Source organism: Pseudomonas sp. St316, assembly GCF_018325905.1.
In the GTDB taxonomy this organism is placed as follows: Bacteria; Pseudomonadota; Gammaproteobacteria; order Pseudomonadales; family Pseudomonadaceae; genus Aquipseudomonas.
On the sequence record NZ_AP021901.1, the window covers coordinates 5,753,564 to 5,775,632 of the forward strand.

The window sequence follows — 22,069 nt, forward strand, 5'->3', positions numbered from 1 at the left end:
ATCGGCGTTTACGTTGTCCCAGCCAAGATAGTGGAAGTCGCCCACCGATGCAAAACACCAAGCTCTTGCTAACCAGTTTCACCTTTGTGGGACTGCTCGCACTCGCCGGTTGTTCATTCCCCGGGGTTTACAAAATCGACATCCAGCAGGGCAATGTCGTCACGCAGGACATGATAGACCAGTTACGCCCGGGAATGACCCGCCGGCAAGTACGGTTTATCATGGGCAACCCCCTGCTGACCGACACGTTCCATGCCGATCGCTGGGATTACCTGTACAGCTTGCAGCCAGGCGGCGGTGAGCGCCAGCAGGAACGCATCAGCGTTATCTTTAGCCCCAACGACCAACTCGTCAGCCTGTCGGGCGATTTCATGCCTGGCGTGAGCCGTGACGAAGCCATCCTGGGCAAGGACAGCGGCACGACCGTTACCGATCCGACCCAGAATACCGAACAGCCGAAACCGGAAAAACCGGCCAAGCCAGGTTCGCTGCTGGACCAGATCCAGAAGGACGTGGACAAAGTCGAGACCGTACCCGTCCCGACACCAGAGCCCCTGGACACCTCGCCGCAATAAATTGCGGCCTAAAAAACCCGGCATGCCGGGTTTTTTATTGCCTGCCATTCAAGCCAGGTTATTGCTCCGATTGACGCGCCTGGGCAGCCTTGGCCGCGCGCAAGCGACGAATTTCCTTCGGATCGGCCAACAGCGGTCGATAAATCTCCAGTCGATCAGCCGCCTGCACCACCTGGTGATCAGGATCGGCAACCACTTTGCCAAAAATCCCCACAGGGCAAGTCGCCAGATCCAGTTCCGGAAACACATCGGCAATACCCGATGCCGCCAGTGCGGCGCGAACACTCGTGCCTTCCTGCACCACGCAGGTGTGCAAGACTTGACGCTCCGCCGAGGCATACACCACTTCTATCTCAATCAACGCTTGAGCTCTGCATTCTGCTTGGCCCGCTGGCAGAACGCATCGACCAGTGTATTGGCGGCCTGATTGAACAGCGGCCCTAACGTCGCCCGCACCAGAGGACCGGCGTAGTCGAACGACAGGTCCAGGCTGATCTTGCAGGCCTTTTCACCCAGCGGCTTGAACACCCAGACACCGTGGAGCTGGTTGAAAGGCCCTTCTTCCAGGTTCATCTCGATGGACTGCCCCGGCACCAGCGTATTGCGCGTAACGAAGCGCTGGCTCAAGCCGCTCTTGGCAATGTTGAGGCTGGCGCGCATATGGGTTTCAGAGCTCTCCAGCACCTCGGCCGACGAGCACCACGGCAAAAACTCCGGGTAGCTCGCCACATCGTTGACCAGGTCATACAGCGCCTGCGCCGGGTAGGGCAGCAAGGCCGAGCGTTGAATATGTGTCGTCATGTAAGCGTCACTTCCACAGCTGGGCGGCAAACACTACAAGAATGCCAATGGGCGCCACGTAGCGCATCAAGAACAGGCTCAAACCAAACAATACCGGGCTGCGCAGCGACAGTTCATCACGCACCGCTTCACGTCCCATGATCCATCCTGCAAACACTACGAAACACAAACCACCCAATGGCAGCATGATTCGTGAGGTGAAGAAATCAATCACTCCGAAGAAGTCCAGCCCTCCGGTTGCTCCCCACTGGTAGAGATGGAACAGCCCACCTTCGTTCACGAAAAACTTCGCTTGTTTCCATATATTGAAGGAAAACACCGTACCCAGGCCGACAAACCAACAGGTGAAGGCCAACCAGAAGGTTACCCAGGCGCGGCTGAGCCGGGTCCGCTCAACCAGGTAAGCCACCATGGGTTCCAACAGGGAGATGGCGGAACTCCAGGCGGCGATCGCCACCAGCAGGAAAAACACCACGCCCATTATCTGGCCGAACGCCATGCTGCCGAAGGCAAAAGGCAGGCTGACGAACATCAGCCCCGGCCCCTCACTCGGGTTCAGGCCGGCAGCGAACACAATCGGAAACAATGCCACACCCGCCAGCAGCGACACGAAGGTGTCCAGCAGTGCGACGCCGAAGACGGTTCGGGTCAGGGAGGCATTCTTGGGCATGTAGGCGCCGTAGATCATGATCGAACCGACCCCGACACTCAGGGAGAAAAACGCATGCCCCATGGCCGGCAGCAGGCCGTCCAGGACTTTCTCCGGCTGGAAGTCGAACATGAAATGCACGCCTTCCATGAAATGCCCAGTGGTTATGCTGTAGCCCAGCAGCACCAGGATCATCACGAACAGCAGCGGCATCATGATCCGCAGGCTGCGCTCAAGCCCGGCCACCACGCCTCGGGCAATCACCACCGCCGAGAGCACCATGAAGATCGTGTGCCAGAGCGTCAGCCTCCAGGGATCGGAGATGACGTTGCCGAAGTAGGCGCCCACCTGATCTGGCGTGGCCCCTTGGAAATCCCCGCGCCCCATGTCGATGATGTAGTCCAGCGACCAGCCACCGACCACACTATAGAAAGACAGGATCAACAGCGCCGTGATCATCCCGGCGAAGGCGCCCCACGACCATTTGGCCGAATGCCCGGCTTCCACCGCCAGCACTTTCAGGGCATTGGCCGGGCTTTGCCGGGCCCGACGACCGATCAGGGTTTCGGCGAGCATCACCGGTGCGCCAATGAGCGCAATGCACGCCAGGAACATCAGTACGAAGGCGCCGCCACCGTAGACGCCAACCATGTAGGGGAATTTCCAGATACTGCCCAGCCCCACCGCTGAACCGGTTGCAGCGAATATAAAGACCCAGCGGCTAGCCCAACTGCCGTGGACAGAAACCTTGTCTGTCGACATCGTGATCACGCCCAGCGTTCGAAAAAGAGGCCGCATTGTCCGGGATTCACTCAACGTGCTCAAGCACGCAGCTTCACCGTAGCCGACACGCACGCAACTGCCTATAATGCCGCCCCTATGGCTAAACAGAAGAAACACCCCACAGGGACCATCGCGCAAAACAAAAAGGCGCGACACGATTACTTCATCGAACAACGTTTCGAGGCTGGCATGGTCCTGGCCGGCTGGGAAGTAAAGAGCTTGCGTGCCGGCAAGGCGCAACTGGTCGACAGCTATGTGCTGCTCAAGGACGGCGAAGCGTGGCTGCTAGGCAGTCATATCACGCCGCTGACCACCGCCAGCACTCACGTGATTGCCGATCCAGTACGTTCGCGCAAACTGCTGCTTAACAAGCGCGAGCTGGAGAAACTCTTCGCCTCCGTGCAGCAGAAGGGCTATACCTGCGTCTGCACGTCGTTGTACTGGAGCAAGCACTTGATCAAGTGCGAAATTGCCCTGGGCAAGGGCAAGAAGGAATACGACAAGCGCGATACCGAGCGCGAACGCGATGCTGGCCGCGAGCTGCAGCGCGCGGTGCGCAACAAGGGCAAGGAAGACTGATTCTTTCGCCTTGAGACCGCTTTCGCGAGCAAGCTCGCTCCCACACCCGATCTCGGCAATACACAGACCCTGTGTTCACTGAAGATCCACTGTGGGAGCTAGCTTGCTCGCGATGGCGTCGACACATCTGGCATTGATGCGTCAGACAGACCGCTTTCGCGAGCAAGCTCGCTCCCACACCCGATCCCGGCAGTACACAGATCCTGTGTTCACTGAAGTTCCACTGTGGGAGCGAGCTTGCTCGCGATAGCGTCGACGCATACTGCATTGATGCGTCAGACAGACCGCTTTCGCGAGCAAGCTCGCTCCCACACCCGATCCCGGCAATACGCAGATCCTGTGTTCACTGAAGATCCAATGTGGGAGCGAGCCTGCTCGCGATGGCATCGACCCATCCGGCATTGATGCGTCAGACAGACCGCTTTCGCGAGCAAGCTCGCCCCCACACCCGATCCCGGCAGTACACATATCCTGTGTTCCCTGAAGATCCACTGCGAGAGCGAGCTTGCTCGCGATGGCGTCGACACATCTGGCATTGATGCGTCAGACAGACCGCTTTCGCGAGCAAGCTCGCTCCCACACCCGATCCCGGCAATACACAAATCCTGTGTTCCCTGAAGATCCACTGTGGGAGCGATTACATTCCTTTGCGCCGCTCTGCACGCGCCACGCGCTGCACTTCCTGGCGCACCTCTTCCAAGACTTCCTGCACATACAAAATATGCCGGCTGGACACTTCCCGCGCTTGTTCGGCATGCCCGTCCATAATGGCCTGGTACAACTCCCGGTGCTGGCTGATCAACATGTCGCGGGTTTCAGTGCGCTGCTTGTACATGCCGCCAATATTGGTGACGACGTTGCGCTTGAGCAGGTCGAACAGGCCGCGGATGGTGTGCAGCAACACCGCGTTATGGCTGGCCTCGGCAATCGCCAGGTGAAACCGGGCATCCGCCGCACCCTCCTCCGCCCGGCTCACCTCGTCGTGGCGCGAGTAACAATCCTGCAGCTCTTCGAAGGCCGCCGTCAGACGCTCGCGATCCACCTCCGTGGCCCGCTGCGCCGCGTAATAAGCGCAAGACGCTTCCAGGGTGTGACGGAACTCCAACAAATCACGCTGCGCCTCGGGATTGCTTTCCAAAAGCTGCAGCAGCGGATCACTGAACGTCGAGCCCAGCGACTCCACCACATAGTTGCCGCCGCCCTGGCGACTGACCAACAAGCCTTTGGCCGCCAGTTTCTGAATCGCCTCGCGCAACGAAGGGCGTGACACACCGAATTGCTCAGCCAGGGTCCGCTCGGCCGGCAGCCGCTCACCGGACTTGAGCGTGCCCTCAAGGATCATGCCTTCAAGCCGCTCGACAATATCGTCAGACAAACGGCGCTGACGAATCTGATCAAACCCCATAACTCAGTTCTCCACGATCCCGACGGCTCGCCGGGCTCTCTATTCTGGCCCATCCGGGCCTTGTCCACACCCATCAAAAGCCGTTTTCACCACCGGATCAGATGCCATCTGCACCGCTTATTCGACGAAAGTTTCAGGGCGGCAAATTGACACACGACAACCAAGGCTTTTACCCTAGCCAACAGCGCTTGTAAATTGGTATTACCAATTATCCAAATCGCTGACCAGTGCCTGACCAACAACAATTAGGGGCCCACCCACTATGCAAACCTGGCAACAGCTCTACAGCCCGCTCGGCAGCCTCGGCTTGTCCGCACTCGCGGCCGTTATTCCCATCGTGTTTTTCTTCCTGGCCCTGGCGGTGTTTCGCCTCAAGGGGCACGTGGCCGGCAGCATCACCTTGGCGCTGGCGATTGCCGTGGCGATCTTTGCGTTCCAGATGCCCGCCGACATGGCCTTCGCCGCTGCCGGTTATGGCTTTGCCTATGGCCTGTGGCCCATCGCCTGGATCATCGTCGCCGCTGTGTTTCTCTACAAACTGACGGTCAAGAGCGGCCAGTTCGAGGTGATTCGCAGCTCGGTGCTGTCGATTACCGATGACCAACGCCTGCAAGTGCTGTTGATCGGCTTTTGCTTCGGTGCATTTTTGGAAGGTGCCGCCGGTTTCGGTGCTCCGGTGGCGATCACTGCCGCCCTGCTGGTCGGCCTGGGCTTCAACCCCCTGTACGCCGCCGGCCTGTGCCTGATCGCCAACACCGCCCCGGTAGCGTTCGGTGCGCTGGGCATTCCGATCATCGTCGCCGGCCAGGTCACCGGGATCGACGCCTTCAAGATCGGCGCCATGACCGGTCGCCAACTGCCCTTGCTGTCGTTGTTTGTGCCGTTCTGGCTGGTGTTCATGATGGACGGCCTGCGTGGCGTGCGGGAAACCTGGCCAGCTGCACTGGTGGCGGGTTTGAGCTTCGCCGTCACCCAGTACTTCACCTCCAACTTCATTGGCCCGGAACTGCCGGACATCACCTCCGCCCTGGCCAGCCTGATTTCCCTGACGCTGTTCCTGAAAGTCTGGCAGCCCAAACGCACCGCTGGCGCCCAGATTGCCGGCGCCACTTCCAGCACAGCGGTTACCGCCAGCGTCGGCGGTTTCGGCCAACCGCGCAGCACCGTGGCTTCGCCCTACAGCCTGGGGGAAATCATCAAGGCCTGGTCGCCGTTCCTGATCCTGACCGTGTTGGTGACGATCTGGACTCTCAAGCCGTTCAAGGCGATGTTCGCCGCTGGCGGTTCGATGTACAGCTGGGTGTTCAACTTCGCCATCCCGCACCTGGACCAGATGGTGATCAAGGTCGCGCCCATCGTGGTCAACCCCACGGCCATTCCGGCCGTGTTCAAGCTTGATCCGATTTCTGCCACCGGCACGGCGATTTTCTTCTCTGCATTGATCTCGATGCTGGTGCTGAAGATCAACATCAAAACTGGTCTTACCACTTTCAAAGAGACACTTTTCGAGCTGCGCTGGCCGATCCTGTCCATCGGCATGGTGCTGGCATTCGCCTTCGTCACCAACTACTCGGGCATGTCGTCGACCATGGCCCTGGTGCTGGCCGCCACGGGCGCGGCGTTCCCGTTCTTCTCGCCGTTCCTGGGTTGGCTGGGCGTGTTCCTGACCGGTTCCGATACGTCGTCCAACGCGCTGTTCAGCTCGCTGCAAGCCACCACCGCGCACCAGATCGGCGTCAACGACACCTTGCTCGTCGCGGCCAACACCAGCGGTGGCGTGACCGGCAAAATGATCTCGCCACAATCGATCGCGGTGGCCTGCGCCGCGACCGGGCTGGTGGGCAAAGAATCGGATCTGTTCCGTTTCACCCTCAAACACAGCCTATTCTTTGCAACGATTGTCGGCCTGATCACGCTGGCCCAGGCCTACTGGTTTACCGGCATGCTGGTTCATTGAGCCCTACACGCAATACTGAAAAAACCGACGCCGAACCGTGATTCGGCGTCTGCTATTCACCACCGGGTCTGCAAGGCTGCTGAAAGATTTCCTGTCTATATTCAGCAGCCTCAGCGGACGGATAACCGGGACCACCCGGAGACACGCCTGATGAGCGAGCTTTTTTACAACGCCGTGCCGAACGCGACCCGTGTCGCCCCGCCATTGCCCGAGCCTCGGCAGTACCCCAGCGAAAAACCGCAACGGGTCTACCTGTTCGGAACGTGTGTGGTGGATCTGTTCTATCCCGAAGCCGGGATGGATGCGATTCATCTGCTGGAGCGCGAAGGAATCCGGGTGGACTACCCGCAAGGGCAAAGTTGCTGCGGCCAACCGGCCTACACCTCGGGCTACACCGAGCAGGCGCGGACGGTGGCACGAGCGCAATTGGCCTTGTTTGCCGAAGACTATCCGGTAGTCGTGCCCTCGGGTTCCTGCGCCGGCATGCTGCGCGAACATTATGCCGACCTGTTCAAGGATGAGCCCGACACGCTCAAACAAGTCCAGGCCCTGGCGGCCCGGACTTATGAACTGGCCGAATTCCTGCTGTTTGTCTGCAAGGTGCAGTTGAACGACAGCGGTGCACCGGTAAAGATCGCGCTACACACGTCCTGCTCGGCACGACGTGAAATGAACACCCACCTGCACGGCCGCGCGTTGTTGGCGCAGTTGCGCAATGTGGAGCGAGTCGAACACAGCCACGAAAGCGAATGCTGTGGCTTTGGTGGGACGTTCAGCGTGCGCATGCCGGATATTTCCGGCGCGATGGTGGCCGACAAGACCCGAGCGCTGAAGGAATCCGGCGCGCACCAGGTCATCAGTGCCGATTGTGGCTGCCTGATGAACATCAACGGCGCACTGGAAAAACAGCAGGAGACGTTACGCGGCCAGCACCTGGCGAGCTTCCTGTGGCAGCGTAGCGGAGGTGTGGCATGAGCACGCCGACGCTGATCCCGACCGTTGCAGTGCAGGAAGATTTTCGCGCCCGAGCCCACAAGGCTTTGGACGACACGCAATTGCGAAACAACTTTCGCAGTGCGATGGATTCACTGATGACCAAACGGGCAGCGTCCTTTAGCGATGCCCACGAAAGAGAACACCTGCGAGTGCTGGGCAATGCTGTCCGCGCCCGCGCGTTATCCAAGCTGCCCGACCTGCTCGAGCAACTTGAAAGCAACCTGACCCGCAACGGTGTGAATGTGCACTGGGCGGAAACGGTGGACGAAGCCAATGGCATCGTCCTCTCGATCATCCGCGCTCACGAGGCACGGCAAGTGATCAAGGGCAAATCGATGGTCAGCGAAGAGATGGAGATGAACCATTTCCTCGAGGGTCGGGACATTGAATGTCTCGAATCCGACATGGGGGAATACATCGTCCAGCTCGACCACGAGAAGCCTTCACACATCATTATGCCGGCAATCCACAAGAATGCCGGTCAGGTCGCGTCCTTGTTCCACGACAAACTCGGCGTGGAGTACACCAAGGACGTTGACCAACTCATTCAGATCGGTCGCAAGGTATTGCGGCAGAAATTCTTCGAAGCCGACATCGGCGTCTCCGGTGTCAACTTCGCCGTGGCCGAAACCGGCACGCTGCTGCTGGTGGAAAACGAAGGCAACGGGCGGATGTCCACCACCGTGCCGCCCGTGCACATCGCCGTGACCGGCATCGAAAAAGTCGTCGAGAACCTGCGCGACGTCGTGCCACTGCTGTCGCTGCTGACCCGCTCGGCCCTGGGCCAGCCGATCACCACCTACGTCAACATGATCTCCGGCCCGCGCAAGGCTGGCGAACTGGACGGCCCCCAGGAAGTCCACCTGGTGCTGCTGGACAACGGTCGCAGCCAGGCGTTTGCCGACAGCGAATTGCGCCAGACCCTGAACTGCATTCGCTGCGGCGCCTGTATGAACCATTGCCCGGTCTATACCCGAATCGGCGGCCATGCCTACGGCGAGGTTTACCCGGGACCTATCGGAAAAATCATCACGCCACACATGGTCGGCTTGGCCAAGGTGCCGGACCACCCGAGCGCCTCTTCGCTGTGCGGTGCCTGCGGTGAAGTGTGTCCGGTGAAGATTCCGATCCCGGCCTTGCTGCGGCGGCTGCGGGAAGAAAACGTCAAGGCGCCGGACAGCCCCCATCAGGTGATGCGCGGCCAGGGCAGCAAGTACTCGCCCAAGGAACGCTTCATCTGGAATGCCTGGGCTCGGCTCAACAGTTCGCCACGGTTGTATCGGCTGTTCGGCTTCCTCGCCACGCGCCTGCGTGCCCTGACACCTAAGAACGTCGGCCCTTGGACCCAAAACCACAGCGCCCCCAAGCCCGCCGCCCGCTCATTGCATGACCTGGCCCGCGAACACCTGAACCAGCAGGGAGACCGTTGATGAGCGCCAAGGACAATATCCTCGCCAAGTTGCGTAAAAGCCTGACCGGCGCCACGCCCGTTGCCGACAACTTCGACGTCGAGCTGGTGACACAAACCTATCGCTATGCGCCCGAGGAACGTATCCCGCAATTGCGCAAACTGATGGAGGCGGTGCACACCGAAATCCATCTGACATCTGATGAAGGCTGGCCAGCCCTGCTCGCGCAATTGCTGCGCGACCGTCAATTGCCGAGCCTGCTCATCGCCCCGACCACCGCGCACGGGGAAAAAGTCACACAGTTCTGGGCGAACAATCCGGACCTGCCCCCCTTAAGGCCTACGACCGCCCGGTAGAAGAGTGGAAAGCCGAGTTGTTCAACGACACCCCCGCCAGCCTCACCGGAACCCTCGGCGCCATCGCCGCCACCGGCAGCCTGATCCTCTGGCCGACGCGAGAAGAGCCGCGACTGATGAGCCTGGTCCCTCCGGTGCATTTCGCCCTGCTCAAGGCCAGCCAAATCCGCGACAACTTCTATGAAGTGCAACAGGAATTCGAATGGGCCCAAGGCATGCCCACCAACGCCCTGCTGGTGTCCGGTCCATCGAAAACCGCCGACATCGAACAAGTCCTGGCCTACGGTGCCCATGGTCCGAAGGATCTGGTGGTTTTGATTCTGGAGGACCAATGACCCTTCCGGCCCCTTTCCTACACGACGTCCAACAACTGATCCCGCAGAAACGTCGTTTCGACGATCCGCTGTCGACTTTGGCCTTCGGCACCGACGCCAGTTTCTATCGGCTGATTCCGAAACTGGTGGTGCGCGTCGAATCCGAAGAGGAAGTGATTGCCCTGCTGAAACTGGCCCAGCGCGATCAGGTTCCGGTCACGTTCCGCGCCGCCGGCACCAGCCTGTCCGGGCAAGCCATCAGTGACTCGGTGCTGATCGTGCTTGGGGATAACTGGAACGGGCGTGAGATTCGTGGACAAGGCACGCAGATTCGGTTGCAGCCTGGCGTGATCGGCGCCCAGGCCAACGCCTGGCTGGCGCCGTTCGGGCGCAAGATCGGCCCCGATCCGGCGTCGATCAACGCCTGCAAAATCGGCGGCATCGTGGCCAACAACGCCAGCGGCATGTGCTGCGGCACCGCACAGAACACCTATCACACCCTCGCCGGTATCCGTCTGGTGCTGGCCGATGGCACGCGTCTGGACACTGAAGACGACAGCAGCGTGGCGGCTTTTCGTACAAGCCACGGCGAACTGCTGGAACGCCTCGCGACCCTGGGCCGCGAGACCCGCGCCAATACTGAATTGGCTGCCAGAATCCGGCATAAATACCGTCTGAAAAATACCACCGGCCTGTCACTCAATGCCTTGGTGGATTTCGACGAACCTGTGGATATCTTGAGCCACCTGCTGGTCGGCTCCGAAGGTACCCTCGGCTTTATCAGTGCGGTGACCTACAACACCGTCATCGACCATCCGAACAAAGCCTCTGCCCTGATCGTCTTCCCCGATGTGGAAACCTGCTGCAACGCCGTCACCGTGCTGAAAAGCCAACCCGTCTCGGCCGTGGAACTGCTGGACCGCCGCAGCCTGCGCTCGGTGCAGGACAAACCGGGCATGCCGGATTTCGTACAGCATCTGTCGACCAATGCCTGCGCCTTACTGATCGAATCCCGCGCCGCTTCCTCGTCTTTACTGCAGGAGCAACTGGCCCGGATCATGGCTTCACTGGCCGGTTTCCCGGTGGAGAAACAGGTCGACTTTACCGAGGATCCACGGGAAAACGCCCGGCTCTGGGCGATCCGCAAAGACACCTTCCCCGCCGTGGGTGCGGTACGCAAAACCGGCACCACGGTGATCATCGAAGACGTGACCTTTCCAGTAGAACAACTGGCCATCGGCGTGAACCGCCTGATCGAGCTGTTCGACAAACATCACTACGACGAAGCGATCCTTTTCGGACACGCACTGGAAGGCAATCTGCACTTCGTCTTCACCCAAGGCTTCAACAACCCCGAGGAAGTCGCACGCTACCAGGCGTTCATGGACGACGTGGCGCAGTTGGTGGCGGTGGAGTTCGGCGGTTCGCTCAAAGCCGAACACGGCACCGGGCGCAACATGGCGCCCTTCGTCGAACTGGAATGGGGCAGCGATGCCTACCAGTTGATGTGGCAGCTCAAGCGCCTGCTCGATCCCAACGGCATTCTCAACCCGGACGTGGTACTTAGCGAAGACCCGCAGATCCATCTCAAGCACCTCAAGCCACTGCCGGCCGCCGATGAGATCGTGGACAAGTGCATCGAGTGCGGTTTCTGCGAGCCGGTGTGCCCATCCAAGGACCTGACCTTGAGCCCGCGCCAGCGCATTGTGATCTGGCGCGACATTCAAGCGAAAAAACGCGCCGGCACCGACACCACGGAACTGGAACAGGCCTACCAATACCAGGGCATCGATACCTGCGCCGCCACGGGCCTGTGTGCACAACGTTGCCCGGTAGGCATCAATACCGGCGAGCTGGTGAAAAAACTGCGCAGCCGTGACGCGACGAAGACGAAAACCGCCAACTGGATTGAAGGAAATTTCGCCACCACGCTGCAAGGCGCGCGCTTCGCCCTGCACGTCGCCAACGGTGCGCGCATGCTGCTGGGCGCGCCTCGCCTGGCGAAACTGTCGGCCTCATTGACGCGCCTGTCCAAGGGCCAGGTGCCACAGTGGACAGGCGCCATGCCCCAGCCGGAAAAGGCAATCCGTTTCAGCCCCGCCGTGTCGGACGAACGTCCGAGAGTCGTGTACCTGGCGGCGTGCGTGTCGCGGGTCATGGGCCCGGCGGCAGCGGACAAGGAGCAGATGTCGCTGTACGACAAGACCCGCGGCCTGCTGGAAAAGGCCGGTTATCAGGTGGTCTTTCCAGACAACGTGGACAGCCTCTGCTGCGGCCAACCCTTTGCTTCCAAAGGCTACACCGAACAGGCCGAGCACAAGCGCCAGGAACTGATCGGTGCCCTGCTGCACGCCAGTCGCGGCGGGCTCGACCCTATCTACTGTGACACCAGCCCCTGCACATTGCGGCTGGTCCAGGACCTGGGCGAAGTGCGCCTGGACCTGTATGACCCGGTGCGCTTCATCCGTACCCACCTGATGGATCGGCTCGACTTCATTCCCCAAGAGGCACCCATCGCCGTGCACGTCACGTGCAGCACGCAGCACCTTGGCGAAAGCCAGGCGCTGATCGACCTGGTGCGCAAATGCAGTAAAAACGTGGTCATTCCGGAGGGCATTCACTGCTGTGGTTTCGCTGGCGACAAGGGCTTCACCACGCCGGAGTTGAATGCCCATTCGCTGCGCTCACTGAAGGACGCGGTACAGCATTGCAGCGAAGGGATTTCCACCAGCCGCACTTGTGAGATCGGTCTTACACAACATGGCGCAATCGACTACCACGGGCTGGTCTACCTGATCGATCGGGTGACCCAGGCCAGAGCGACCTGAAGAAAAATAGAACCCTGGCGCACGGTCACAGTCCACTGATCAAGTCCCGCAAACGCGGGACCTCCCCCAATGGGTAGCCGTACTGAAGGCCTGCAATACCTGGGCCTCAGTCCAAGGAGAGACACATGAAGCGCTCTGTACTGTTAGGTCTGTTCGTTACCGCCTCCATGCTGGCGTCGTCCTCGTTTGCCGCCGGCGGCTCGGACAATCTGTGCGACACCAACATTACGACTATTAAAAACCTCAAGACTCAGATTCAGGGTACGGCAATTGAAGGTCAGGTAGAGACCAGCCTCAATAGAGCTGAGGCCCTCAAGGCAGAGGGCACTGAGGAAAGCACCAAGACATGCATCACCGAAACCACGAAAACCCTGCAAGATATCCAAAAGACGGACAAGGGCGATAAAAGCTCATAAGCGTCATGGGCCAACCTTCGGGTTGGCCTCGGCCGCGTATTGGCGTACACTGCAAATGCCTGCCGCTTCAGCAGATACACGAAGCGACAGGTTCGGGGCCGTTTAGGATTCGACGCCGGTTGCGAAACTTTAGGTGCATGCCGAGTTGGTAACAGAACTCGTAAATCCACTGTTGCAACTTCTATAGTTGCCAATGACGAAAACTACGGCCAGGAATTCGCTATCGCTGCGTAAGCAGCCTTAGACCCTGAGCTTCTGGTACCTTCGGGTCCAGCAATCATTAGGGGATGTCTGTAAACCCAAAGTGATTGTCATATAGAACAGAATCGCCGTGCAGTACGTTGTGGACGAATCGGCTAAAACTTACACAACTCGCCCAAAGCACCCTGCCCGTCGGGTCGCTGAGGGTTAACTTAATAGACACGGCTACGCATGTAGTACCGACAGCGGAGTACTGGCGGACGGGGGTTCAAATCCCCCCGGCTCCACCACTTCATCATCTAAAGACGTCCACGGACGTCTTTTTTTGTGCCTTAAATCCAGTAAATACGGGGGTTTCAGGGCTACTGGGGGCTTTCCAGATTTTTTGAGTTCCAGGCGGTTTGGTATTCCCAATGGTATTCCCGACTCCCCGGCGCTAATCTTGGGAATACCAAAAGGTGTCATGGAGTACTTCTCATGTGCGCTCAAACCACCCGCCTCTCCGACCGCCAGCTCAAGGCGGTCAAACCGAAAGACAAGGATTACGTCCTCACGGATGGCGACGGGCTCCAGCTGCGAGTCAGGGTCAATCGCTCGATGCAGTGGAATTTCAACTACCGACATCCCGTCACCAAGAATCGAATCAACATGGCACTCGGCTCTTATCCCGAGGTTTCTCTTGCGCAAGCGAGGAAGAAAACCGTTGAGGCCAGAGAGCTCCTTGCACAGGGCATCGACCCAAAAGCTCAGCGAAATGAACTGCAAGAAGCCAAACGAGCGGAAACGGAACACACATTCGAGAACGTGGCCACCGCCTGGTTCGAATTGAAGAAGGATTCCGTCACACCAGCGTATGCCGAAGACATCTGGCGCTCGCTCACACTGCATGTTTTTCCAAGCATGAAATCAACGCCGTTATCGGAAGTAAACGCCCCGATGGTCATCAAGCTGCTTCGTCCGATTGAGGCCAAAGGCAGCCTCGAGACTGTTAAACGAGTGAGCCAGCGCCTTAACGAGATCATGACCTATGGAGTCAATTCCGGAATGATCTTCGCCAACCCTCTCAGCGGCATTCGAGCGGTGTTCAAGAAACCCAAGAAAGAGAATATGGCCGCGCTACCACCTGATGAGCTTCCGGAGCTCATGATGGAAATCGCGAACGCCAGCATCAAGCGGACGACCCGCTGCCTGATCGAATGGCAACTTCATACCATGACCCGCCCCGCTGAGGCGGCCACCACTCGATGGGCAGACATCGACTTCGACAAACGCATTTGGACCATCCCTCCGGAGCGAATGAAAAAGCGTCGTCCGCACACAATCCCGCTGACCGAACATGCACTCTCATTATTGGAGACGCTTAAGCCCCATAGCAGCCACAGGGAATATGTGTTCCCGTCAGATAGAAACCCGCGCACCCACGCGAATAGCCAGACAGCCAACATGGCATTGAAACGAATGGGTTTTCAGGATCGCTTGGTCAGCCACGGCATGCGCTCCATGGCCAGCACAATCCTGAACGAGCATGGGTGGGATCCGGAGCTAATCGAAGTCGCACTGGCGCATGTCGACAAGGACGAAGTCCGAAGCGCTTACAACCGAGCTGACTACATCGAACGCCGGCGTCCGATGATGGCTTGGTGGAGTGAGCACATCCAGAAAGCGGCCACTGGCAGCCTGTCGGTAGCTGCCATCAATGACACTAGGAACCGCAATATTGTGCCGATACGGTGAGCGGTCACCTGTTGGCGACAGCGGCGACAGACATGGCGACTGTCGCCAAGTACACCGCTGCTCTTACCCCAAAATCAAAGGCTTGAAATACCGGTAGTTACAGAGGTGCTTAAGACTTGTTTAGTCAGGCCGATAAGCAAAGAAATTGAAGCCTCGCGGCAGGGCTTCACGCGTCTCGACCACTTCGGCTTCACTGTGAAAATGATCGACTAAAATTTATATTAATCAGAGTTACGCACCTGCAGAGATTTCAGGGCCAGCACGGAAGAGGGGATAGCTCGTGGCGTATGAAGAAGATGTGGTCAATGGTGATAAGGATTTGCTATCGCTTTTTCAGGTGGCAGATGCTGCAGATGTAGGTTCACTCGTGGACTTTCTCACTGATTCTGGTGACGGGCGCCTGGCAATGGCTGCCGATGTCCGTAAAGCGCTGGTAGCCGCGAAGCAGAAGAACAAATACTCACGCGATACGCTGTTGCTACTGATCCGCGAACTCCAGCTCTTTGGAGGAAACAGCATTGCTAACTTAATCCGCCGGACTGGCGTCCCGTACGCAGAAATTGTGCGGGATGTCCTGAAATACGTCGGTGGCAGCGTAACGGGGAATGAGTCAGTCGAGGCGCTTGAATTGAAGGTTTTGGAGAAGCTCGTAACCAAGGTCTGGGAGAAGATGAGCGCACAAGAGCGTGCTGACTTTTCGCGGAAATTCCATGACGCCAATGGCGCGATTGATATAGGGCTGGCGGCAATACTCGCGGCAATACGCGGTGGAGGGCTCGGTGCGGCCAAAGCGGGCTTTATAGGAGTAAGTGGCATTGGCGCTTTGTTAGCTGAAGGCGCTTTCTCAGTAGGAGTGACTACGGTTGCTGGACGAGTAGCGACTGGGTTATTGGGCCCGGTCGGCGTGGCGCTGGCGGGGGCTGCCGGTGTACATCTTGCGGCCAAAGAGGCGTACAGAGTCACATTGCCATGTGTCGCGCAAATTGCGTACATTCGACAAAAGCACGCGGGCGCGTCCGCTGGGTAAGGGAAGGCAGACATGAAGTCAGTAAACGAATCCCCGCACTGCTCATTTGCAACCGATTTGGTAATCATCGGTGTGGATGGGGACAAGCCTTTGGTGACCCTGAGGTCATTGGATACCATACCCAGAGGCTCTACATCCATCGATAGATCCTCACTAGGCATCGATAAACTTTCGCCGCTATTGCAGGCTATCCCCAGTGCAGCGGTAGCCACAGAGGTTGCACAGTCGCGTCTGATGGAAGTTGTAATTGACGGCCCGCTTGCAAAGGTGGCCAACGGAGAGGGCTTCCGCGCTTTTACAATCGAGGGCGGCAAGATCAAAGAACATGCGAGCTTATTCGAGCCGGAGCGTCTTCAAAATCTGGTCAATTCCGCCGCGCTATTTCAAATCGCGTCGGTAGTCGTGGCGCAGAAGCACCTTGCCGATATCAGCGCCAAGCTCGACGAAATAAAAGCCGGCATTGATTCCATTGCGTCTTTTCTTGCAGATCAACGTAAATCCGAAATCACTGGATCGTTGAAGTATCTTCAGCAGGTCGCGGCCATGCTTCAACATGGGGAACGGGATGACGCTGCTCGCGCTCAGTTGGAGGCGATTGAGCTTAAGCTCAGCGGTATCAATGATCATCTCAGCCTTGAACTGCTCGGACTCAAGAGGAAGGTGGTCGAGTTTGATTCTCCAGGGCTTTTTGACACGTCATCTGGCTTAACGGCCAAATTGGCAGCTGAACAAGAAAAAGCCGAACGACTCGTCGAGGAATGGAAGCTGTGTATGAGCGGTCGATGGGTCGCTTGTAGCCTTCTTGGGAAGATCACGGGCAAGACTTCACTGTTAGCTAAACGTCAGCAGGATCTCGAAGCAGAGGTGCAGTCCTTTTTCGGCTCTAACGGCCCCTTGGAAACGTTCAAGGACGCCGTGGACAAGCGTATCGATACGCTGAGTGCTGTCTGGGAATGGCAGTCCACACTCCAGCTCAAACGCATCGAGTTGCGTCAATGGAAAGAGGAAAGGTTGCCTGAGCTGAAGAGTAACGCCCAGACTGAGATCCATCGAGCCCAGCAACTGCTGCTAGAAAGAGAAGCAAAGGTCACGCTCACTATCGAAATGCTTGATGGTCAATGCGTGGGGGCTTATCAGCTTTGATTCACAGCTCTGACAGACAGCACCATCTTGAATGAGCATGAGTGCGATCCGGAGCTGATTGAAATCGCGCTAGCGCATATCGACAAAGATGAAGTTCGGAGCGCCTACAACCGGGCGGATTACATCGAACGCCGGCGTCCGATGGTGGCCTGGAGGAGTGAGCATATCCAGAAGGCGGCCACCGGCAGCCTGTTAGCATCTGCGATCAATCAAACCAAGGACCGCAACGTCGTGCCTATACGCTAAAGGTCTCCCGGATAGCGCCGGTATGGGGATGCCACCCAGCGTGATCAGCGGCAGGCTCATCAATTGCTTCAGAGATGAAAAACCCCGCCGGGGCGGGTTTGATTGCTAAATAGGATCACCTGTCGAGTTGCGCTTGGGCTTCCTGCTCTTGATCGATGCAACCTGACAATATTTGGTAACTCCCGCCTACTGCTTTCGCTACTCGATCACAGTAAGCCAGTATCTTTGGCGAAGCGTTCTTGGCCGGGATCTCAGCCCGGGCATCTGCTTCTTGCTCTCGACAGCCGAGCTCAATCTGAGCACTACCGCCCACTGCATCCGAAACTTTTCCACAGTATTTTTTTATATCGTAATCAGCCGCTTGAGAGAGAGCAGGCAGGCAGGCAGCTAAGGCACAAAATCAGGGAAACTTTGCGGTACACAGTTGGAATCCTTTCGTTGGTGAGGCCAGACAGTGCCATCATTCGGCTGGGCATTTCAATGACCAGCTTATGACCTCACAGAAAATGCATTACGCGGGCATCCCACCTGGCCACTGATGGTGTCGGCTGCCTTGCCCCAATGGGTCATCTTGACGCTCTCACCTCCAGACAGCCTGATGACCGTTCCGCCCAGCAAAGAGTTGCCAGCCTGATCCGGCGCCCCGGCATGCAAAACCAGCCGCAAATGACGCCCCAGATGCTAAGGCAGTTCTGTTGGCAACAGCGGCGACACCGGCGACAACCCGCGTAATCCGTTGCCTGCAGCATGGCGACAGAAGTGGCGACTGTCGCCGTTGCAAGCTTCGCTCTTGGGCCTTGTTCGGCCAAGCCCATGCGGGCGGGAAGGCTCCGCATTCCCGCCCGCATGGGCTCACATTAAAAACCGACGAGCGACCACCCGGCCATGGAATGCCACCGATTTCCAAGATCTTCCAGCGCTACCGATTGGCGCAGAGTCGCCCCAAAAATACTGTTGACCGCGATCAGAACGAGCGCTAAACCAGAACTGTACAAGCGCTGTCCTCGACAGCACCCAGGTAGCTAGAACCTTTGAGGCTACGCCACATCGTGGTGGTTCACCCCAAGTGCGATTAGTGTCCGGCGGCTCGCACGGTCACAGCGATGTGATGGATGCCTACTTTTCAACTTTGCCCACTGCGGCAATTCAGGCCTTCTCCTGGCTGCCCTGCAGCAACTTATCCGCTTGGCCATTTCTTGCGCCAACCTGTTGCCCGTCTCTTTGCCGCCTAAAGAGACGGGCGCATATCAAACTGCTGTAGCCCTGATCGCACGGGCCTTTGCGGCTTTCCCCCTCGTGACAATCGGCGTGACAAACTCCGAACGCTCACTCGCCACAGCGATGCCGATGATGATGCCGCAGCCCACGCAATGGACTGCACCTGACTGACAGTCAGGCATGCCCCAGTCATCACCTTGCTGCCTTCACCCGACTCAGGATCTCGCGGAACCGGTCTCGTCAGCCAGTGCAGCCTCCACCCGCCCACCGCTATCGGTGTTCAGGAGGCCAGATCATGAGATGCCCAAGCTCCCGGCCGTAAGGAGCCGTCAGTCCCGCGTTAGTGGACAAACCTCACAGGTCGCAGGGGCCTTGATCCCTGATAACACTCAACAACCGTGGCGGGATGAGTGAGGACGAAGTCGATAATCTCAGGAGAATTGCGATGCAACTGTGCGAAGCGTTCGAGCCACCACAACCGTTGCTGGAATATCAGCAGGCGCCACTGTCCTACCCGGTCGAAGCACTGGGGGAATTGTTGGGCCCTGCGGTCGAACGACTGGCCGAGGTGATCGGCGTGCCCTGCGCCATGGCCGCGCAATCGGTGCTGGCCAGCGCTGCTCTGGTGAGCCAGGGTCATGCCAATGTCCAACTCGACGGCCGAACCTATCCGCTGTCCCTCTACCTACTGACGGTGGCGTCCTCGGGTGATCGCAAAAGCGCGGTGGACCATCTGGCACTGAAGGCCGCGCGTGACTGGGAACGACAGCAGTGGACCCTGTATGCGGAAAAGCTCAAAGCCTATCGCGCCGCTACCAACATCATGGCCAAACCCAAAACCTCAAAGAAACACGCGGAGGCGAAAGACGGTGAGCTATCCGAGCCGGTACCGCCAAGACTGATCATTGCAGAACCCACCATTGAGGCTCTGGTCAAAAGCCTGTGCCATGGTCTACCCAGCATGGGCTTGTTCAATGATGAAGGTGGCCAGTTCTTGGGCAGCAGCACCATGAGCAAAGAGAACCTGCTTAAGGCGATCACCACCTTGTCGACACTGTGGGATGGCAGCCCGATTGATCGGGCGCGCTCCATGGCCGGAGAAAGCCTGCGAGCCTATGACCGCCGCCTCAGCCTGCACCTGATGCTGCAACCCTACCTGGCCAACCAGCTGTTCAAAGACCCGGTGATCAATGGCCAAGGCATCCTCGGCCGTTGCCTGATCAGTTGGCCCGAGCGCCTGGTCGGCCAGCGGCTCTACAAGGCGATTGACCTGAGCCGGGATGCCAAAGTCCAGCGCTACCAACAACGGATCACCACCCTGCTGCAACAGCCTTGGTCGATTCACCAGGATGGTTCACTCAATCCCGCCACACTGGAGCTGACTGCCCGTGCCCGTCGTGCCTGGATTGATATTCACGACACCATCGAATGTCAGTCTGGCGAGTTCGGCGAGCTGGCCGGCATCCAGCCTGTCGCGGGCAAAGCCGCGGCGAATGTACTGCGTATCGCGGGTGTGCTGGCCATGGTTGAAGAGGCCAGTGCGTTGGACGAAGCACACATTCAGCGCGCCTCCACGTTGATGGATTACTACCTGGCCGAGATCCAACGCCTGACCGAACAGGAGCCGGTCAATAGCCGATGCGAAGAGGCAGATCGCCTGCTGCGCTGGCTGGTGCAGAAAGGCTGGACTCACTTCACCATTCGCGACGTCAATCGCAACGGCCCTCGTTTTGCCCGCAAGAGCGCTGACCATACCGCCTCTTTATTGGTCGTGCTGATCACTCATCGCTGGCTGAGCAGCCGCGACGGAAAAACTTTCGAGGTCCGCCATGTTTCGCCTCAATGACGCGGTGCGCCGCTACCAGGCGCAACATCGATCGCAACTAGAATCGCGGCGTGTCGCCGCCTCTGTCGCCACCCTGTCGCCACGCTCCAGGCCAGAAACGACCCGGATTGTCGCCACTGTCGCCGGTGTCGCCACACCACCCTTGGAGCCTACCAACCTCGCCCTGCTGATTGAGCAACTGCGTGAGGAAGGGGCACTGCTGCAACACCACGAGAACGCCCTCCTGATCCGCCCGACACACTGGCAGCAGGTGGACAGGCTCAGCCCTCACTGGAAAGCCTTGCTGCTCTTTCTGCAAACCAACGAAAACGGTGATGACGATGGCCCTGGTCGGTCGGCGTGAGGGTCGCAACTTTGGCTATGGCCGCCAGCTGAGCTACGCCGGCCCACAAGCGCTCAAGGATTTGTTTGCCGGTGGCCACTTCGCCACGGTCAAAGCGCATAGTGATCGCTGGCAAGCGTTCGTGCGTTGGTGTCGATCAGAGGACGGCCCCGGTTACAACGATGCGCGTCAGATCGATCGACGGACACTGCAAGACTACGCTGCGTATCTGCGCCAGCAGATCCAGCAAGGTGAACTCTGCATCGCGACCGCGCAGAACCGCCTAAGCAGCGTCAACCGTACCCTCGCTGCGCTGCGTGGTGATCAGGACGTGAGGATCGCCAGTCCGAGCCAGGCGTTAGGCCACCATCGCTCGAGCGTACGCACCCGCGTGCCGGATGGCCAAGATCGTCAACAGGTCCGGCGAGTGCTTGAGGTGCTTGGCGAACAGCAACACGAGCGGGTGGCCGCGATTGTCCTGTTGGCCCGAGCAACCGGTATGCGCCTGCGCGAAGCGATTCTGGCTGACCTGTCACGCTTGCACCGCGAAGCCGAGCACTTTGGCCGCATCAATATCCAGGACGGCACCAAAGGCGGCCGTTCAGGGGCATCAGCGCCGCGATGGGTTGTGGCCAATGACGCGGTGAAGGCGGCGCTGCAGTTGGCTCGCCATGTGTCGCCACCCCATAGCCGCAACTTGCTGGCCCGCGACGAAAGCTACGCCGCGTTCCTGCAACAGACCGTGCTCCCCGCCCGTGAAACGCTACATGAACACAGGCTGAAGGGTTTTCATGAACTGCGCGCGGCCTACGCCTGCGAGCGTTACGAGCAACTCACGGGCCACGCCGCACCGGTCAATGGTGGCCACTGCTATCGCCTTGACCGTGACCTTGATCAACAGGCGCGGAAACAGATCAGCCTTGAACTCGGGCATAACCGGATCGATGTAGTTTCGGCCTACATTGGAGGTCGAGCGTGACCAAGCCCTTCGATATGGCGCTGTTCCTGAGCGGTGTACTGAATGGCTCGCAGGCCACCCAGCAACGACACCTACGGCAAGCCCGAGCCATGCAAGCGGCCATTCAACAACGATGGCAGCGAGACAATCCCTGGACCTGGCAGCTCAAGCATTTGCGCTGGTTTCTCACTCAGCACCTGAAAGACCATTCCGACGCTACCCGGTATTACTATCAACTCACCGCTCTATTGATCTGGAAGCGATTAGGGAATGATAGAAAATACTGATCTACCGCTCGAATTTAGG

18 protein-coding genes, 1 other RNA gene and 2 pseudogenes are annotated in these 22,069 nt (G+C 58.7%); 17 read left to right on the forward strand and 4 right to left on the reverse strand.

Annotated elements, in window-relative coordinates:
* Window positions 1–47 precede the first annotated feature (47 nt).
* Window positions 48–575 carry an outer membrane protein assembly factor BamE gene (locus KI237_RS25775; protein WP_212797595.1) on the forward strand — a complete coding sequence of 176 codons (528 nt, stop codon included), beginning with the start codon at window positions 48–50 and terminating at the stop codon, window positions 573–575.
* A gap of 58 nt (window positions 576–633) precedes the next feature.
* Here KI237_RS25775 and KI237_RS25780 read toward each other — a convergent pair whose 3' ends face one another.
* The 3 genes from KI237_RS25780 to KI237_RS25790 are packed head-to-tail and all read right to left on the reverse strand — an operon-like array spanning window position 634 to window position 2,787.
* Window positions 634–936: an RnfH family protein gene (locus tag KI237_RS25780; protein ID WP_212797596.1), complete on the reverse strand. Its 303-nt coding sequence runs from the start codon at window positions 934–936 to the stop codon at window positions 634–636.
* The gene (locus KI237_RS25785; protein ID WP_024617726.1) at window positions 933–1,376 is read right to left on the reverse strand and encodes a type II toxin-antitoxin system RatA family toxin; all 444 of its coding nucleotides are present in this window, start codon (window positions 1,374–1,376) and stop codon (window positions 933–935) included. The genes KI237_RS25780 and KI237_RS25785 overlap by 4 nt, the downstream gene beginning before the upstream one ends.
* Before the next feature lie 7 nt (window positions 1,377–1,383).
* Window positions 1,384–2,787 carry a sodium-dependent transporter gene (locus tag KI237_RS25790; RefSeq protein WP_212797597.1) on the reverse strand — a complete coding sequence of 468 codons (1,404 nt, stop codon included), beginning with the start codon at window positions 2,785–2,787 and terminating at the stop codon, window positions 1,384–1,386.
* 117 nt (window positions 2,788–2,904) lie between these two features.
* On the opposite strand from KI237_RS25790, the gene smpB reads away from it, so the two are divergent.
* Window positions 2,905–3,387 (forward strand): SsrA-binding protein SmpB, encoded by a 483-nt coding sequence (smpB, locus tag KI237_RS25795; RefSeq protein ID WP_042730880.1) that lies wholly within the window; start codon window positions 2,905–2,907, stop codon window positions 3,385–3,387.
* Window positions 3,388–4,024: 637 nt separating this feature from the next.
* Here the strand turns inward: smpB and KI237_RS25800 are convergent.
* Complete coding sequence (locus tag KI237_RS25800) at window positions 4,025–4,792, reverse strand: FCD domain-containing protein (protein WP_212797598.1); 768 nt, start codon at window positions 4,790–4,792, stop codon at window positions 4,025–4,027.
* A 262-nt stretch (window positions 4,793–5,054) separates the two neighbouring features.
* Here KI237_RS25800 and KI237_RS25805 point away from each other — a divergent pair, with 262 nt between their 5' ends.
* The 15 genes and pseudogenes from KI237_RS25805 (at window position 5,055) to KI237_RS25875 (ending at window position 22,050) form a co-directional block, all read left to right on the forward strand.
* Window positions 5,055–6,749 carry a lactate permease LctP family transporter gene (locus tag KI237_RS25805; RefSeq protein WP_212797599.1) on the forward strand — a complete coding sequence of 565 codons (1,695 nt, stop codon included), beginning with the start codon at window positions 5,055–5,057 and terminating at the stop codon, window positions 6,747–6,749.
* 150 nt (window positions 6,750–6,899) lie between these two features.
* Window positions 6,900–7,724, forward strand: coding sequence for a (Fe-S)-binding protein (locus KI237_RS25810; protein WP_212797600.1), 825 nt, complete (start codon window positions 6,900–6,902; stop codon window positions 7,722–7,724).
* The gene (locus KI237_RS25815; RefSeq protein WP_212797601.1) at window positions 7,721–9,175 is read left to right on the forward strand and encodes a LutB/LldF family L-lactate oxidation iron-sulfur protein; all 1,455 of its coding nucleotides are present in this window, start codon (window positions 7,721–7,723) and stop codon (window positions 9,173–9,175) included. The genes KI237_RS25810 and KI237_RS25815 overlap by 4 nt, the downstream gene beginning before the upstream one ends.
* A pseudogene (locus KI237_RS25820) lies at window positions 9,175–9,845 on the forward strand (LutC/YkgG family protein). The gene KI237_RS25815 and the pseudogene KI237_RS25820 overlap by 1 nt, the downstream one beginning before the upstream one ends.
* Window positions 9,842–12,652, forward strand: a complete 2,811-nt coding sequence (locus tag KI237_RS25825; RefSeq protein WP_212797602.1) for an FAD-binding and (Fe-S)-binding domain-containing protein — start codon at window positions 9,842–9,844, stop codon at window positions 12,650–12,652. The pseudogene KI237_RS25820 and the gene KI237_RS25825 overlap by 4 nt, the downstream one beginning before the upstream one ends.
* 125 nt (window positions 12,653–12,777) lie before the next feature.
* Window positions 12,778–13,068 carry a PA2433 domain-containing protein gene (locus tag KI237_RS25830; RefSeq protein WP_212797603.1) on the forward strand — a complete coding sequence of 97 codons (291 nt, stop codon included), beginning with the start codon at window positions 12,778–12,780 and terminating at the stop codon, window positions 13,066–13,068.
* 94 nt (window positions 13,069–13,162) lie between these two features.
* Window positions 13,163–13,559, forward strand: a transfer-messenger RNA (tmRNA) gene (gene ssrA, locus KI237_RS25835).
* 187 nt (window positions 13,560–13,746) lie between these two features.
* Complete coding sequence (locus KI237_RS25840; protein WP_212797604.1) at window positions 13,747–15,003, forward strand: integrase domain-containing protein; 1,257 nt, start codon at window positions 13,747–13,749, stop codon at window positions 15,001–15,003.
* A gap of 280 nt (window positions 15,004–15,283) precedes the next feature.
* Window positions 15,284–16,030, forward strand: coding sequence for a YaaW family protein (locus tag KI237_RS25845; RefSeq protein ID WP_212797605.1), 747 nt, complete (start codon window positions 15,284–15,286; stop codon window positions 16,028–16,030).
* A 12-nt stretch (window positions 16,031–16,042) separates the two neighbouring features.
* A complete protein-coding gene (locus tag KI237_RS25850) occupies window positions 16,043–17,173 on the forward strand; it encodes a hypothetical protein (RefSeq protein ID WP_212797606.1) in 1,131 nt (376 codons plus the stop codon).
* A gap of 18 nt (window positions 17,174–17,191) precedes the next feature.
* Window positions 17,192–17,419, forward strand: a pseudogene (locus tag KI237_RS25855) (integrase); the annotation flags it as partial.
* A 1,663-nt stretch (window positions 17,420–19,082) separates the two neighbouring features.
* Window positions 19,083–20,483: a YfjI family protein gene (locus KI237_RS25860; protein WP_212797607.1), complete on the forward strand. Its 1,401-nt coding sequence runs from the start codon at window positions 19,083–19,085 to the stop codon at window positions 20,481–20,483.
* Window positions 20,467–20,826, forward strand: coding sequence for a hypothetical protein (locus KI237_RS25865; protein WP_212797608.1), 360 nt, complete (start codon window positions 20,467–20,469; stop codon window positions 20,824–20,826). Before KI237_RS25860 ends, KI237_RS25865 begins: the two co-directional genes overlap by 17 nt.
* Window positions 20,804–21,784: an integrase domain-containing protein gene (locus tag KI237_RS25870; RefSeq protein ID WP_212800696.1), complete on the forward strand. Its 981-nt coding sequence runs from the start codon at window positions 20,804–20,806 to the stop codon at window positions 21,782–21,784. The genes KI237_RS25865 and KI237_RS25870 overlap by 23 nt, the downstream gene beginning before the upstream one ends.
* Window positions 21,781–22,050 carry a hypothetical protein gene (locus tag KI237_RS25875; protein WP_212797609.1) on the forward strand — a complete coding sequence of 90 codons (270 nt, stop codon included), beginning with the start codon at window positions 21,781–21,783 and terminating at the stop codon, window positions 22,048–22,050. The genes KI237_RS25870 and KI237_RS25875 overlap by 4 nt, the downstream gene beginning before the upstream one ends.
* Window positions 22,051–22,069: the final 19 nt, after the last annotated feature.

Coding starts and splice junctions, on each gene's coding strand:
- KI237_RS25870 (WP_212800696.1), top strand. CDS start 20,804: ATGGCCCTGGTCGGTCGGCGTGAGGGTCGCAACTTTGGCTATGGCCGC.
- KI237_RS25800 (WP_212797598.1), bottom strand. CDS start 4,792: ATGGGGTTTGATCAGATTCGTCAGCGCCGTTTGTCTGACGATATTGTC.
- KI237_RS25860 (WP_212797607.1), top strand. CDS start 19,083: ATGCAACTGTGCGAAGCGTTCGAGCCACCACAACCGTTGCTGGAATAT.
- KI237_RS25830 (WP_212797603.1), top strand. CDS start 12,778: ATGAAGCGCTCTGTACTGTTAGGTCTGTTCGTTACCGCCTCCATGCTG.
- smpB (WP_042730880.1), top strand. CDS start 2,905: ATGGCTAAACAGAAGAAACACCCCACAGGGACCATCGCGCAAAACAAA.
- KI237_RS25825 (WP_212797602.1), top strand. CDS start 9,842: ATGACCCTTCCGGCCCCTTTCCTACACGACGTCCAACAACTGATCCCG.
- KI237_RS25850 (WP_212797606.1), top strand. CDS start 16,043: ATGAAGTCAGTAAACGAATCCCCGCACTGCTCATTTGCAACCGATTTG.
- KI237_RS25865 (WP_212797608.1), top strand. CDS start 20,467: ATGTTTCGCCTCAATGACGCGGTGCGCCGCTACCAGGCGCAACATCGA.
- KI237_RS25805 (WP_212797599.1), top strand. CDS start 5,055: ATGCAAACCTGGCAACAGCTCTACAGCCCGCTCGGCAGCCTCGGCTTG.
- KI237_RS25785 (WP_024617726.1), bottom strand. CDS start 1,376: ATGACGACACATATTCAACGCTCGGCCTTGCTGCCCTACCCGGCGCAG.
- KI237_RS25790 (WP_212797597.1), bottom strand. CDS start 2,787: ATGTCGACAGACAAGGTTTCTGTCCACGGCAGTTGGGCTAGCCGCTGG.
- KI237_RS25775 (WP_212797595.1), top strand. CDS start 48: ATGCAAAACACCAAGCTCTTGCTAACCAGTTTCACCTTTGTGGGACTG.
- KI237_RS25810 (WP_212797600.1), top strand. CDS start 6,900: ATGAGCGAGCTTTTTTACAACGCCGTGCCGAACGCGACCCGTGTCGCC.
- KI237_RS25840 (WP_212797604.1), top strand. CDS start 13,747: ATGTGCGCTCAAACCACCCGCCTCTCCGACCGCCAGCTCAAGGCGGTC.
- KI237_RS25815 (WP_212797601.1), top strand. CDS start 7,721: ATGAGCACGCCGACGCTGATCCCGACCGTTGCAGTGCAGGAAGATTTT.